This window comes from Streptomyces sp. NPDC002886, from assembly GCF_042888445.1.
Lineage (GTDB): Bacteria > Actinomycetota > Actinomycetes > Streptomycetales > Streptomycetaceae > Streptomyces.
The window spans coordinates 1189746-1203026 of sequence record NZ_JBIAPV010000003.1 but is presented as its reverse complement, the minus strand read 5'-3'; the positions used below and the strand labels follow the sequence as shown (position 1 = coordinate 1203026).

At 72.9% G+C, this 13281-nt stretch carries 14 protein-coding genes; 11 read left to right on the top strand and 3 right to left on the bottom strand.

What is annotated here, in order from left to right; translation table 11 throughout:
* The first annotated feature begins 96 nt into the window (after window positions 1-96).
* A complete protein-coding gene (locus ACFYYB_RS17850; protein WP_389436077.1) occupies window positions 97-357 on the top strand; it encodes a GNAT family N-acetyltransferase in 261 nt (86 codons plus the stop codon).
* Here ACFYYB_RS17850 and ACFYYB_RS17845 read toward each other — a convergent pair.
* Window positions 338-925, bottom strand: a complete 588-nt coding sequence (locus ACFYYB_RS17845) for a GNAT family N-acetyltransferase (protein ID WP_389436076.1) — start codon at window positions 923-925, stop codon at window positions 338-340. The two genes, ACFYYB_RS17850 and ACFYYB_RS17845, sit on opposite strands and share 20 nt — an antisense overlap.
* An 825-nt stretch (window positions 926-1750) precedes the next feature.
* Here ACFYYB_RS17845 and ACFYYB_RS17840 point away from each other — a divergent pair.
* The 4 genes from ACFYYB_RS17840 to ACFYYB_RS17825 all read left to right on the top strand — a co-directional run bounded on the left by ACFYYB_RS17840 (window position 1751) and on the right by ACFYYB_RS17825 (window position 4333).
* Window positions 1751-2083: a hypothetical protein gene (locus tag ACFYYB_RS17840; RefSeq protein WP_389436075.1), complete on the top strand. Its 333-nt coding sequence runs from the start codon at window positions 1751-1753 to the stop codon at window positions 2081-2083.
* A 255-nt stretch (window positions 2084-2338) separates the two neighbouring features.
* Window positions 2339-3334: a helix-turn-helix domain-containing protein gene (locus tag ACFYYB_RS17835; RefSeq protein WP_389436074.1), complete on the top strand. Its 996-nt coding sequence runs from the start codon at window positions 2339-2341 to the stop codon at window positions 3332-3334.
* Window positions 3335-3479: 145 nt separating this feature from the next.
* Window positions 3480-3647 (top strand): hypothetical protein, encoded by a 168-nt coding sequence (locus tag ACFYYB_RS17830; protein WP_389436073.1) that lies wholly within the window; start codon window positions 3480-3482, stop codon window positions 3645-3647.
* Window positions 3647-4333, top strand: coding sequence for a hypothetical protein (locus ACFYYB_RS17825; RefSeq protein ID WP_389436072.1), 687 nt, complete (start codon window positions 3647-3649; stop codon window positions 4331-4333). Before ACFYYB_RS17830 ends, ACFYYB_RS17825 begins: the two co-directional genes overlap by 1 nt.
* A 43-nt stretch (window positions 4334-4376) precedes the next feature.
* On the opposite strand, the gene ACFYYB_RS17820 is transcribed toward ACFYYB_RS17825, so the two are convergent.
* Window positions 4377-4964: a DinB family protein gene (locus ACFYYB_RS17820; RefSeq protein WP_389436071.1), complete on the bottom strand. Its 588-nt coding sequence runs from the start codon at window positions 4962-4964 to the stop codon at window positions 4377-4379.
* Window positions 4965-5180: 216 nt separating this feature from the next.
* Between ACFYYB_RS17820 and ACFYYB_RS17815 the strand changes: the two genes are divergently transcribed.
* Window positions 5181-7070: an AMP-dependent synthetase/ligase gene (locus tag ACFYYB_RS17815; RefSeq protein ID WP_389436070.1), complete on the top strand. Its 1890-nt coding sequence runs from the start codon at window positions 5181-5183 to the stop codon at window positions 7068-7070.
* A 427-nt stretch (window positions 7071-7497) separates the two neighbouring features.
* On the top strand, window positions 7498-9078 hold the full coding sequence (locus tag ACFYYB_RS17810; protein WP_389436069.1) for an alpha/beta hydrolase: 1581 nt from the start codon (window positions 7498-7500) through the stop codon (window positions 9076-9078).
* A gap of 55 nt (window positions 9079-9133) precedes the next feature.
* Here the strand turns inward: ACFYYB_RS17810 and ACFYYB_RS17805 are convergent, their stop codons facing one another.
* Window positions 9134-10291: a lipase family protein gene (locus tag ACFYYB_RS17805; RefSeq protein ID WP_389436068.1), complete on the bottom strand. Its 1158-nt coding sequence runs from the start codon at window positions 10289-10291 to the stop codon at window positions 9134-9136.
* 601 nt (window positions 10292-10892) lie between these two features.
* Between ACFYYB_RS17805 and ACFYYB_RS17800 the strand changes: the two genes are divergently transcribed.
* The 4 genes from ACFYYB_RS17800 (at window position 10893) to ACFYYB_RS17785 (ending at window position 13278) form a co-directional block, all read left to right on the top strand.
* Window positions 10893-11447 carry a DUF6232 family protein gene (locus ACFYYB_RS17800; RefSeq protein WP_389436067.1) on the top strand — a complete coding sequence of 185 codons (555 nt, stop codon included), beginning with the start codon at window positions 10893-10895 and terminating at the stop codon, window positions 11445-11447.
* A 113-nt stretch (window positions 11448-11560) separates the two neighbouring features.
* Window positions 11561-12109 carry a DUF6232 family protein gene (locus tag ACFYYB_RS17795; RefSeq protein WP_389436066.1) on the top strand — a complete coding sequence of 183 codons (549 nt, stop codon included), beginning with the start codon at window positions 11561-11563 and terminating at the stop codon, window positions 12107-12109.
* Complete coding sequence (locus tag ACFYYB_RS17790) at window positions 12106-12480, top strand: hypothetical protein (protein ID WP_389436065.1); 375 nt, start codon at window positions 12106-12108, stop codon at window positions 12478-12480. The genes ACFYYB_RS17795 and ACFYYB_RS17790 overlap by 4 nt, the downstream gene beginning before the upstream one ends.
* A 222-nt stretch (window positions 12481-12702) precedes the next feature.
* On the top strand, window positions 12703-13278 hold the full coding sequence (locus tag ACFYYB_RS17785; protein ID WP_389436064.1) for a hypothetical protein: 576 nt from the start codon (window positions 12703-12705) through the stop codon (window positions 13276-13278).
* Window positions 13279-13281 lie beyond the last annotated feature (3 nt).

Here is a 13281-nt window from a genome sequence, read left to right as displayed (position 1 = left end):
TGCGGGTGGAATGGTCCGGTCCGCGTCACAGGCGTGTGACAGAGCGTTTCCGGTGCGGAGGGAAGCTGTCGGCGGGGGCGTTGGCCGTGGAGCGTCGTGCGCGACGGGCACGGGCGGGCGGTGGCCGCCGCGGGGTACGGGACGTGGCCGGGAGGGGTGGCGCATGTCGGCGTGCTGACGGCGCCGGGGTCGAGGGGGCGGGGACTGGCCCGGGCGGCGGGACCGGCGGCGGTCGCCCACGCTCTCGACGCCCGGTTGCTGCCGCGGTGGCGGGCGCGCACTCCCGCCTCCCGGCGGGTCGCCACCGTGTTGGGCTTCGGGGAACTGGGCTTTCAGCTCAGCGTCGAGCTTGCTTGAGGGCGGTGTCCGTCGCAGGTCGGGCTCGTGTGCGGGGGCTCGGTACCGATCCCGGTGGGCGCGTCATGAAGACGTCGACCGGGTCCTGGGTTTCCACGACGAATCCGTGACGTTCGTAGAGCCGGCGGGCGGCGCTGCCCTGCAGGACGTTCAGGCGCACGGTCATGCCCTGCGCGTCCGTCCGCTCCAGGACCGCGCCCAGTACGGCGGATCCGAGCCCACGGCCCTGATGGTGCGGAGCGAGGTAGAAGTGCTCCAGCCACAGGCTGCCTTCGTCGGGCCGGACCGCGACGCATCCCGCGATCTCGCGGCCGATGACGACGACCGACGTGTGCTGCGGCGAGAAGGCGTCCCGCAGCCGCTGCCGCACCCGGTGCTCGTCGTAGCGCCCGAGGCGTTCCAGGTCCGGCCGCATGACCACGGCCCGCAACTCCGCGATCACCTCGACGTCCGCCGCCACCGCGGAACGCAGCGCCCAGTCCGCGCCGTGCTCCACCGCGGCCGCGACCACCCGTACGGGCACCGCCGTGTTCGCTCGCGTCCCGTTCCCCATCACCCCAGCGTCCATGGCCGGATCATCTCAAACCGCAGCGCCCGTCCCCCGGGCGGTGCGAAATCCGCTGGATCCGCGGCCGCGAACGGGGCACGATCCGGGGGAATCGGGCGAGGCGGGGCGGGGCAGGGCGAGGGGGAGCCGGTTGGACGTGTTCGCGTGCGCGGAGTGCGGTACGGAGCTGACGGCGCCGGTGTCGCGGGTCGCGCTCCCCGTGCACACCCACCACGGGGCGTGGGAGGAGATGCACCCTCCCCTGATGGAGTCCTCGACGTACGCCGTCGACCCCCTGCCCACCGGACCGCCGTGGCGACGGTGGGAGGAGGTCGGAGAGGACGCGGCCGCCCGGCAGGGCGTGTACGCGCCGACGTACTCCGTCTCCTTCGGTGCGCGGAACAGGATCGTCATCGCCCCCGGGGACTCCCGGTCCATGGCCCTGATACCCGAGAAGTGCGAGGGCTACTGCCGGGGCGTGGACGGCCGGGCCGGCCCCAACCTGGCGTGCGAGGGCTGCGGGCGGGCCGTGGCGACCCGCGTGGACGACTGCGGATCGTGGCAGACCGTCTGGCTGGAGCCGGAGGCGGTCGTACGGGCCCCCTCGGGGCTCCCCGCGGGCCCGCCTCCCGACTGGGACGACCTGGAGCGTGCCGAGCACCGTGTCCCGCCCGTCGAGAACGGCGGGTCGTGGAGCCGGCGCTGGGAGGCGGCCCTCGGGGTGGCGCTGGCCCACCTCGTGGTGGCCACGGAGGGGCAGCCGGTGTGCCTTCCCCCGGGCCCCTTCGGCGAGTTGCTCGGCCACGCCGTCCGCCCGTACCTCCCCGTCGCGCCCGGGGCCGGTCGGTGGGGCCGGCCGGGCCGGGGATCGGCACGACCCGCCCCCGCCCCGACGTCCTCCTCGTCCCCCGCCACCCCCTCACGGGCGAGCCCTGGCGCCCGCCCGGCGACGAGGAGGCCGTGGTCGTGCCGCTGGACAGCGGGGTCTGGGCGTACCTCGTCCACCCGCGCGAGACCTCACCGATGCCGGCGACCGGGGTGCTCCCGGAGGGTGTTCTGCGCGACGACTACCCTGTGGGGCCGCCCGACCCCTGGTATCCACTGGTGGCTCACCGGGGGGCCTTCGACCACACCCTGATCCGGCTGCCCGGGGTACGTGCCGTGCGGGCCGCGTCGTGAGGGCCGGGACCCGGTAGGGCCGGACACAACCCCTTGAAAGGACCAGGTGAAACCAACCCCACCCACCCCTCCGGCTCCCCGTCGGGCCTCGCCCGGGACTCGTCACTCTCACGGGTGAACTGTGCCAACTCGGCTGGATTTGTGGATGGTTGCCGGGCATATGCTCGCCCCACACAACCTCAGACATGAGACGACCCCCGCCGGGACTGCAATCCCGAACGAGGGTCTGACCAAACAGGAAGCACTACCTTCCCCATGGCTCCTTCGCAGCTTAGCGCGCCCTCGCGCGCATCGTCCCGTGTTCCCGCCGGGACCCCCCGATCAGGTGTCGACCACGTCAACATCCGGCACTCCGGCCACTTCACCGTGATCGGCAACCACCTGATCCAGCACCGCGAACTGTCGCTGACCGCGATCGCCCTCGGTGCCTACATCCAGTCGCTGCCCGCCGGGGCCCGCATCGGCATCAAGCGGCTCGCGGAGCGGTTCCCGGAGGGGGAGATCCGGATCTCGCGCGCTCTACGGGAGTTGGAGGAGCACGGGTACCTGGAGCGCAGCCGGGTCCGGCTGGCGAGCGGGCAGGTGATCACGCGGACGGTGTCCTACAACCACCCGGCCGCGAAGTGCGGTGCGCTCCCCGCGGCGAGGCCGGGGTCGAAGCCGGGGCCGGCCCCGGAGCCCGGCCCGGAGGCCTCGCCGGAGCCGAAGCCGAAGCCGGAGTCGAAGCCCGCGCCCGAGCCGGAGCCGGAGTCGGAACCGGACCCCGTGCCCGAGCCGGAGCCGGAACCGAAGCCGGAGCCGGAGCCCGCGCCGGGGCCGACGCCGGAACCCGAGTCGGACCCCGAGCCCGAGCCCGCGCCGGAGCCCGAGCCCGAGGCGGTCGCCGTGCTCGCCGGGCTGCGGCGCCGTGATCCCCGGCTGCTGCTCTCCGAGCGCGACGTCGCGCGGCTGGCGCCCGCCGTATCGGCCTGGCTGGAGCGGGGGGTGGAACCCGGCGGAATCGAGCGGGCGCTGTCCGCCGGGCTCCCCGAGCCGCTGCGCAACGCGGCCTCCGTACTGGACTACCGGCTCCGGGCCCTGCTTCCGCCGCCGCTGCCCCCGGTACGGCCGGCGGCATCGGCATCGGCGGCGGGCGACCGGCGGCGCCCGGATCCGCTCCAGAACTGCGACGGCTGCGACCGGGCCTTCAGGGCCCCGGAGCCCGGCCGCTGCCGTACCTGCCCGCCCCCCGAGGTGACGGCGGCCGCCTGAGCGCAGGTGTCTCCGCTCAGGTCCGACTCGCCCGTCAACTCGCCCTGAATTTAAGGGATTTACGGAACCATCCGTGCGGCGGAGGCGTTTCGAACAGTGCTCTTCTTGTGGGAGTCGCCGAGGGGGAGGATGGATAGTGGCCAGTTTGACCAGGAATCAGTGGATCGCCGTGTTGTCCGTGATGGGCACGATCGTCGCCGCGCTGATCACCGCGGTGGCGATGTTCCTTACGAACTCCGACAAGGGGGACGTCAGGAACGACTGCAGCAACTCATCCCAGTGCGCGGGCCACGACATCAACGAGAAGGGATGATGAGGGCGCGGCGATCGGGGGCCGTCAGAGGTGCCGCGCTGGCGGCGAGCGCTGTTCTGGCCCTGTCGTCGTGCGGTGGTACGGAGATCGGCACCCAGAACAACTGCAGCACCGGCGCCGACTGCGCCGGTCACGACGTCAACGGGGCCGATCAGGGCAAGGGCGCCGGCAATGACGATGCCGCGCCTCCGTCCACCCCGTCCACCCCTTCGGCGCCGGAGCAGTCATCGCCTCCGGCCTCGCCGCCCTCGCCCTCGCCCTCCGTCCCGTCGGCCCCGTCGAGCTCCTCCGTGCCGCCGGCGAAGCCGAAGCCGAAGCCGGCCCCGACCCCGAAGGTGCGCTGGCAAGGCCCCCTGCTGCTCTACAGCAACGGGGCGCCGGGGGGCTGGTGGCTGGACCGCGTACCGCCCTCCGGCGCGGGGGTCGGCGATCTCGGCCTGTCGTGCGACTGTCACGCGGGTGAGGTCGAAGGCCACGCGCTCGTGGCGTGGGAAGGGGCGAAGCCGCCGGGCTACCGGGACTGCTCCGCGGTGAAGGGGCTGCTGGCAGGGCGCTCGCTCGTGGCCCGGACGGGGGGCATGGCCTGCCTGATGACGCTGGAGGGTCGCCTCGGCTACTTCACCGTCACCAAGGTGTCCGGACCGTCCGAGTTCGAAGTCGCGGTCACCGTCTGGGACGCCGGCTGACACCGGGGCGCGCCGGACCGGGTGTCCCGGGGGCGCAGACGGCCTAGGCCTCGCGGGCCGCCCGTTCCAGGCGGGCGTGGTGGGCCTGCCACCAGGTGGTGTCGGCCGGCGGGACGCCGGGGTTGGTGGGCTGCATGCCCACCGTGCCGTCCAGGAGTTCGCGGAGGATGTCGGCGTGGCCGGCGTGCCGGTGGGTGTCGGAGACGACGCGGACCACGGCGTGGTGCAGGGAGACCCGGTTGTCGTGGCTCGGCCACCACGGGACCGTGCCGACCGTGTCCAGGGGGAGGGCGTCGAGCGTGGCGTCCGAGTGGGCCCACGCGCGGTGGTAGAGGCCGATGACGTCCGCCCGCGACTGGTCGGGGGTGGCCCACATGTCCGCGTTGGGTTCGGCGTCCTCCGCGACCCAGGGGAGAGGCTCCCCGGAGGGGCGGCCGAAGGTGTCGCCGAGGTAGCCCAGCTCCGTGGTGGCCGCGTGCTTCACCAGGCCGAGGAGGTTCGTGCCGGTGGGGGTGAGCGGGCGGCGGGCGTCGTATTCCGAGAGTCCTTCGAGCTTCCAGAGGAGGGCTTCGCGGGCCGACCGGAGGTAGAAGAGCAGCTCGGCCTTGGGGTTCGGGTCGGGAGAGGTCATGGGGAAAGTCTGGTGCATCGATGATCTTCGGTCACCGGGTTTGTGCGGCGGTGCCAGGGTGCGCGCCGAGCGTGAGGGCCGGCGTGCGCGTGAGGTGGGGGTGTGGGCAGCGTGGCGTGGAGCATCGGTGAAAAGCCGGGCACAGGGGTGTTCAGGGGTGGTTACCGCTAAGTAAATTACCGGCGGTAACACTCCGTCCGGCCAGAGAGGCACGCCGTGACCGCCGAATCGAGCCTGGTGAGGGTCGTCAGTTCCCCGAAGCTCGTCGAACCCGTCAAGACCGTGATCGAGGGGCGGGTGCGCCAGGTGTGGGTGCCCCCGCTGGCCCCGGTGCCGGTCAGCGGGTCCCTCGGGGACATCCCCTTCGACAATGCCCGGGAGGCTCCACGGGACGCCGTACTCGCCCGCAAGGAGCGGGACGGGACCTGGCGGGACGTCACGGCCGCCGAGTTCGCCGCCGAAGTCCTCGCCGTCGCGAAGGGGCTGATCGCCGAAGGGCTGCGCCCCGGTGACCGGCTGGCCATCATGGCGCGGACCACCTACGAGTGGACCCTGCTGGACTTCGCGGGCTGGGCGGCCGGGCTGATCACCGTACCGGTCTATCCGACCTCCTCGGCCATCCAGGCGCGCTGGATCATCCAGGACTCGGGCGCCGTGGCGTGCGCCGTGGAGGACACGGCGCAGGCGCGGATCATCAGCGCGGAGCGGGCCAACCTGCCCTGGCTGCGCCACCTCTGGGAGTTCGACACGGGGGCGCTGGCCCGGCTGGTCAAGGCCGGGGAGCACGTGCCCGACGAGGTCGTCGCGGCCCGGCGGGCCGGGTGCGCGCCGGATTCCGTCGCGACGCTGATCTACACCTCCGGGACCACGGGCCAGCCCAAGGGGTGCGTGCTGACGCACGCCAACTTCTTCGCCGAGGTGGACAATTCGGTGGAGCTGCTGCACCCCGTCTTCAAATCGGTCAGCAAGGACCCGGCCTCGACCCTCCTCTTCCTGCCGCTGTCGCACGTCTTCGGGCGGATGGTGGCCGTCGGGTGCATCCGGGCGCGGGTGAAGCTCGGCCACGCGCCCAGCATCCGCGGCGAGGACCTGCTGGCCGACCTGGCCGGCTTCCGGCCGACGTTCCTGCTGGCGATCCCGTACGTCCTGGAGAAGGTCTACAACACCGCGCGGGCGACGGCCGAGAAGATGGGCCGGGCCTCCTCCTTCGACCGGGCGGCGCGGATCGCGCGCAGCTTCGGGGAGGTGGCGGTCGTGGAGGGCAAGCGGCCCGGGCTGGGCCTGCGGCTGGGCCGGGCGCTCTACGAACCGCTCGTCTACCGGCGGATCCGCGCGGCCCTGGGCGGGCGCGTGCGGTACATCCTGAGCGGCGGCTCCCCGCTCGGCCGGCGCCTCGCCGCCTTCTACACGGGTGCGGGCATCGAGGTCTTCGAGGGGTACGGGCTCACGGAGACGACCGCGGCCGCGACCGTCACCCCGCCGCTGCGGCCCCGGCTGGGCACGGTGGGGTGGCCGCTGCCGGGGACGGCGGTACGGATCGCGGACGACGGGGAGGTGCTGTTGCGGGGGCCGCACGTGTTCGCGGGGTACTGGAACAGCGGCGTGGCGGTGGGCGGGGAGCAGTGGCTGTCCACGGGGGACATCGGGGAGCTCGACGCGGACGGGTATCTCACGATCACCGGGCGGAAGAAGGACATCATCATCACCTCCGGCGGCAAGAACGTGGCCCCCGCACCCCTGGAGGACTGGCTACGGGCCCACCCGCTGGTGGGCCAGTGCATGGTGGTCGGCGACAACCGGCCCTACGTCACCGCGCTGATCACCCTGGAACCGGAGGGGCTCCAGCACTGGCGCCAGATGCGCAAGAAGGTGGGCGTGCCGATCCGGCAGCTGGTGGCGGACGAGGAACTGCGGGCGGACATCCAGCGGGCGGTCGACGAGGCGAACCGCCTTGTCTCGCGGGCGGAGTCGATCCGGCGGTTCGTGGTGCTGGAAGGGGACTTCACGGAGGAGCGGGGGCATCTGACGCCTTCCTTGAAGCTGAAGCGGGGCGCGGTCGCGCGGGACTTCGCGCGCGAGATCGAGGCCCTGTACCGGCCGTCCTGACCCGTCGGTCGGGCCGCAGCCGGGCCCGTGGGTGTACGCGGCGGGGTGGCCCCTGCGGGGCGGGGTCCCCTACCCGCCCTTCGCCCGTTCCCCGGGCTGCGCCCGGACCCCCTGGGGCTCCGCCCCAGACCCCGCGCCTCAAACGCCGGCGGGGCTGGATATGGCCGACGCCGCCGAAAATTCAGCCCCTCCGGCGTTTGAGGAGCGGGGGTCCGGGGGCCGGCCCCCGGCAACGGCGCCGCACGCGGCAGGGGTCCGGGCGGAGCCCGGGGAACGGTGGAAGGGCGGGTAGGGGACCCCAGCCCCGCAGGGCCCACCCCGCCGCACCCGTCAAGGGGCCGGACGGGTGAGGGTCTCGCAGAGCGGGGCGCGAAGGGCGCGCATAGGGTGGGCTCACTGGTCCGGGGGGCCGCTCCAGGAGGGTGCAGTGCACCGTTCCCGTCCCGCAGCCCGCTCGGCATCACGGGCCCGTACGCGAATAGCCGCCGGATTCGTCGGCACCGCCCTGGCCGGCGCCCTGCTCGCAGCCGTGCCCGGCTCGGGACCCGCGCGTACGCCCGCCCGCACTCCCGCGCCCGCGCCGATCCAGTGGGGCGCCTGCCCCGAGCAGCCCGCGCCCGCGGACCTGCGCTGCGGCACCCTCACCGTGCCGATCGACCACAGTGGCGCAACCAAGGGAACCGTACGGCTCGCCGTCGCGCGGCTGCCCGCCACCGGGCCCGCCGGCAAGCGGATCGGCTCCCTCGTACTGAACTTCGGCGGCCCCGGCGCCCCCGGGGTCTCCACCCTCGCCGCCGACCCCAACGCCTTCGCGGAGCTCAACAAGCGCTACGACCTCGTCGCCTTCGACCCCCGGGGCGTCGGCCACAGCGCCCCCGTCACCTGCGGTGGGATGACGCAGGGCGGCGGCGGTGGCACGGCGGCCCCCACGGGCCCCGCCGCCGAGCTCGCCGCCCTGCGGGCCGAAGCCAAGCGCTGCGCGCTCGACTCGGGCCCGGTGCTCCCGTACGTCGGTACCGTCAGTGTGGCCCGCGACATGGACCTGCTGCGCCGGGCCCTCGGGGAGGACAAGCTCGACTACCTCGGCTTCTCCTACGGGACGCGCCTCGGCGCGGTCTACGCCGCGCTGTTCCCGCGCCGCACCGGCCGCATGGTCCTCGACGGTGTCGACACCCTCACCGAGCCGCTCGGCGAGCAGGCCCTGCTGTCGGCGGTCGGCCAGCAGCGGGCGCTGGACGGCTTCCTCGTCTGGTGCGCCCACCGGCAGGACTGCGTCTACGGCACGAACACCCGTACCGCCAAGGAGAAGGTCCAGGCCCTCGTCACCCGACTGGACGCCACGCCGCTGACCGGCGAGGGCGGACTGCGCTTCACCGGCCAGGACGTGGCCGACGCCATCGGGATCGCCCTGTACTCGCGGAAGGCCTGGCCCGCCCTCGCGGACGCGCTCGCGCTCGTGGAGCGGCGCGGCGACCCCGTGGGGCTGATGCAGCTCGGCGGTCCGGAGGAACCGCCACCGCCCGGGGAGGCGCCCGGCACGGGCGCCGCCGCCGTGCCCGCCGACAACGCCGCCGCCGCGCTCGTCGCCGTGAACTGCGCCGACGACCCGGACCGCGGTGACGCCAAGGCCTCCCCGGCGGACGTCGCGCGGGAGCTGGAGGCGCTCCAGCCGGTGTTCCTCGCCGCCTCGCCGATCTTCGGGCCGCGCCAGCTGATGACGGTCCTGGCCTGCTACGGGCGCCCCGCGGGCACCGGTTTCATCCGCGGGATCGACCGCCCCGCGGGCATCCCGCGGATCCTGCTCGTCGGAACGCGCGGAGACCCGGCCACCCCGTACGAGTGGACGGAGGAGACGGCGAAGCGGCTCGGCAACACCGTGGTCGTGGACTACAAGGGCGACGGGCACACCGGGTACGTCGCCTCGCGCTGTGTGCAGGGGTACGTGGACCACTTCCTGATCGACGGCCGGCTGCCGTCGGGGACGCGCTCCTGCCCCGCCGGGGAGTGAGACCGTGGAACACGGCGACCTCCCGGACGGGGCAGCGGCAACGGCCGTTCCCGGGTCAGCAGTTCGGGTGCGTCGAGCGTCCCGCGAAACGGTCCGCGAGCCAGTTGCCCGCCGCCAGGGACTGCGTGATGACCCCGCTGACGTGCTCACCGATCCAGATGGTGTCGAATTCGAGGTTCGTGCCCCGCGCGCACCAGTCGGAGCGCAGCCGGCTGCCGACGGCGTACGGGATGAGCTCGTCGCCGAGCGCGTGGTACTGGTACACGGGCGCGGCCGGGGCGGTGCGCCCGAGCTTGCTCTGGTTCAGCCGGGCCTGCCAGTCGGGCTGCGCGAGCGGGTTGCGGGTGGTCAGGTCGGAGATCCGCTTGAAGGAGCCGGCGATGGAGTCGATCGCGACGCAGTTGTCCTTCATGGCGCCGACCAGGACCTTGCCGGCCGGGTTGAGGTAGGAGTCGAGCTTCAGTTCCGGGAAGGCCGCGTCCTGCCCGGCGGCGGCCATGAAGATGAGGCCGGAGCCGTAGGAGCCGTTGTTGAAGTCGGCGACCTTCAGCAGGTCGGCCGGAACCCCGCCCGTCGCGGTGCCCTTGACCCGCAACTCCGGCGCGTACGAGCCCTGCAGCTCGGCGGCCCAGCTGCTGGCCTGGCCGCCCTGGGAGTACCCCATGATGCCGACGGGCGTCGTGGCGGACAGTCCGGCCTCGGGGAGGCGGGTGGCCGCGCGGGCGGCGTCGAGGACGGCGTGGCCGGCGGAGGGGCCGACGGTGTAGGTGTGCGTGCCGGGAGTGCCGAGGCCCTCGTAGTCGGTGACGACGACGGCCCAGCCGCGCAGGGTGAGCTGCTGGATGAGGTTGGCCTCCATGGCGGTGCCGTACGGGAGGTTGTTGCTCGGCGCGCAGGAGTCGCCCATGCCGACGGTGCCGACGGCGTAGGTGATCAGCGGGCGCGGGCCGGTGCGGCCGTCCTGCGGGACGACGACGGTGCCGGAGACGACGTTCGGGGCTCCGTCGGCGGTCGTCGAGTTGTAGTGGATCTTCCAGGCCTTGGTGTTGGTGGGCTGGCCGGGCAGCGGGTGGAAGGCGGACGGCGCGCTGCTGACGATGTCGCCGGGGCGGGGGGCGGCGGCCTCCTCCGCCTGGGCGGTGGCGGCGGTGGGGATCGCGGCGGAGAGGGCCAGGGCGGCCACTGCGGCGAGTGCTGAGCTTCGGATGCGCATGGGGCGGCTCTCCCAAGGGTCCGGTGGGGGTGTGGGTGAGGAGAAGGTAGTGACCGACCGGTAGGAACGTCGCTGACCGCACAGCTCAGCTTTCCTGGCCCGGGACCGCAGCCGCCCCGCCGGCCCCGCCCACCTTGTCGGCGGGGCCGCGGGGGCGGCACGGACGCGCGACACTCCGGGCGGAATTCAGCCATGCGGACCAACGGGCATGGCGCGGACGCACCATGTGGGGGAGGTGTGGCCGTCGTGACACGCATGCGGAAGTTCGGGAACCGGGTGGCCTCGGGGCTGGCCCTCACGGAGATCGGTATCGGCGCGCAGGCGGCCTGACGGCCCGGCGGCCTCACTCCATACCGCCTCGTAGCGCCAAAAACCTTTGCCTGCTTGCTAGTTGGCGAGTAATTGACGCTTACACAGTCGGGGGTCCGGGTGCTTAATGGTTCCCCGCGCAGTCAACTGCGCGTTCGATTCGGGGGGATCCATGGAATCCAACGGGGCCACCGCACCACCGCCACCGCCGGCCCGGCCGCCTTCGGCCTCGCCGTCGCCGCAGGGACGGCATCTGCCGCCCCTTCCGCCGGGCACGGGGGCGGCGCGCGGCGTGCAGCTGCGGATCAGCCGACGGCTGCTGTGGGTGGGGCAGGCCGCCTATCCGCTGCACAACATCGTCCGGGTGCAGAGCGCCGTCCTGACGCCGGACCGGGTGAGGGCCGTCATCCGGTTCCTGAAGTGGGCGGCGGTGCTGGCCGCCGGCTACGTCCTGGTCGCGTGGTTCGTGGAGGACAACACGAACTACTTGGTGGACGACTACGACTACGGCTACGAGGACGGTTCGAACTCCACCGTCGAGGCGCTGTGGGGCGTCGGGGCCCTCGCGGGGATGTTCCTCGTGGGGCTGCTCGTCTACCGGCTGAGCCGGCCGGACCTGCACGTCATGGTCGTGGAGGTGGCCAGTGCGTCCATCGCGGTGGTGACGCTGCCCGACGAAAGCCAGCTGGACGTGGTCGTCCAGCACGTGGTCCACGCCATCGACCACCCGGAGGCGGAGTTCTCCCTCCGGATGGACCGGGTGGAACTGAACCTGAAGAACTACCACTTCGGCGACAGCGTGAACATCTTCGGCGGGGTGGGCAACTCGGGGGTGGTGAAGACGTGACGGTACCGCCGCAGCCTCCGCAGCCCCCGCCGTCGTCTCCGCCTCCGCAGTCGTCTCAGCCTCAGCCGTCTCCTCGGCCCCCCTCGCAGTCGCCTCCGCTGGTGCCGTTGTGGGTGCCCGCGCCGACTCAGCCGGTGAAGGCGGCCCGGCGGGAGGAGTTCGAGGCGCCCGACCTCGTGCTGCGGGTCAGCAATCGCCTGCTCTGGGTGGGGGAGGCGGTCTATCCCCTGCACAACATCGTCCGGGTGCAGACCTACGTGCTCAGTCCCGACCGCAAGAAGGCAGCCGCCGACTTCCTTCCGTGGCTGCTCCTCGTGCTGGTGTTCTTCGCGGCGCAGACCGTGGACGGCAACGCGCTGGGCATGCTCGCCACGGCCACTCCGGTGGCCTTCCTCGCCTGGTTCTTCGTGCGCCGGCTGACCCGGCCGGACCTGTACGTCATGGGTGTGGAGACCTCCGGTGGTCCCAGCGCGGTGGTGACCCTCGGGGACCGGGCCGAGCTGCGCAGGCTGGTGGCGCGGATCGTCGACGCCATCGAGCACCCGGAGACGGAGTTCTCCCTCTACGTGGCCCAGCCGACGGTGAACATCGGGCACTACGTCCACGTCGGGGACACCGCGAACATCAACGGCTCGGGAAACATCGGAGTGGTGAAGAAATGACCAGGGGAAGCGGCAGCGGCGACTCGTACCACTACGGGGACGAGGTCACCGTGAACGGTTCGGGCAACATCGGCATCGTCAAGAACCAGTCCCCGACCATCGACGCCCGGCAGGCGGCCCCGCTCCTCCCGCAGGAGGCGATCCAGCAGTTGGAGCGGCTGCTCCTGGAGCTGCGCGCCCAGGTCACGCCGGCCGGGGCGAGCACCATCGACCGCAACCTGCCGGTGATCGTCTCCGAGGAGAGTGCCCCGGAGGCGCGGCACGGGGCCCTGATGGCCGTACTGGGCGTCGCGACCTTCGTGGGAGGAGAGGCCGGGCGGTCGATCATCGAGGCGGTGGGCCGGGTCGTGGAGCTCTTGGGCTTGGCCTAGCCGAGGTCGGATATTTGCTAACCGAATAGGTTTGGGTTGGCTGATCCTCTGGGTCGGTGACCAAGAAAGGCTTGCCTTCTTAGGAAAGGCAAGCCTTTCTTGCGTTGCGCCGATTTGCATTCATATACGAGTTAATTGCTAAAGTCCGCTTCGGTAGGCGATGTTCGCCCCGATTCCTCCCCCGAATCCTCCCCGATTCCCACCCCGCCCAGGAGGCACCAGATGAACGCGGCAGTGCGACAGACGGCCAAGCGTCGGGTCATCCACCGGGGTCCCGCCCCCACCCTGCGGACCACGCTGCGCGTCGCCGACCTGCGCGTCGCCGACATCGGCGGTGTCCGGCGCGACGGCCGCCCCGCGACGGGCACCCGCGGTGCCCGCGCCTGTGACTGCGGCGAGCGGACCGAGCGGGGCGGCTGCGGCAGCGGCACGCAGCTGTGCGTGTCCTGCGGCGTCAGCGCCTGCCGGGGCTGCACCGCCCCCGTGTCGGCCTGTACCGCGTGCGAGATGAACGCCTGCACCTCCTGCGACGTCGCCGGCGAAGCCTGCGCCACCTGTGCGGTCAGCGCCTGCCGCGGCTGCAACGCCCCCGCCTCCGCCTGCCGCAGCTGCGAGATGAACGCCTGCCGCTCCTGCGCGGGCAACACCTGCGCGGAGGCCGCCCCCACGGGCTGCTCCGCGACCGGCGCCGCCCCCGCCCCGGCCGCCGCCAAGGCCCCGAAGGGCTCCTGCGGCACCGGCAACGGGGGCTGCGAATGCGGCCTGTTCACCCTCCAGGTGCCCGGCGCCGCGCGATAGCCG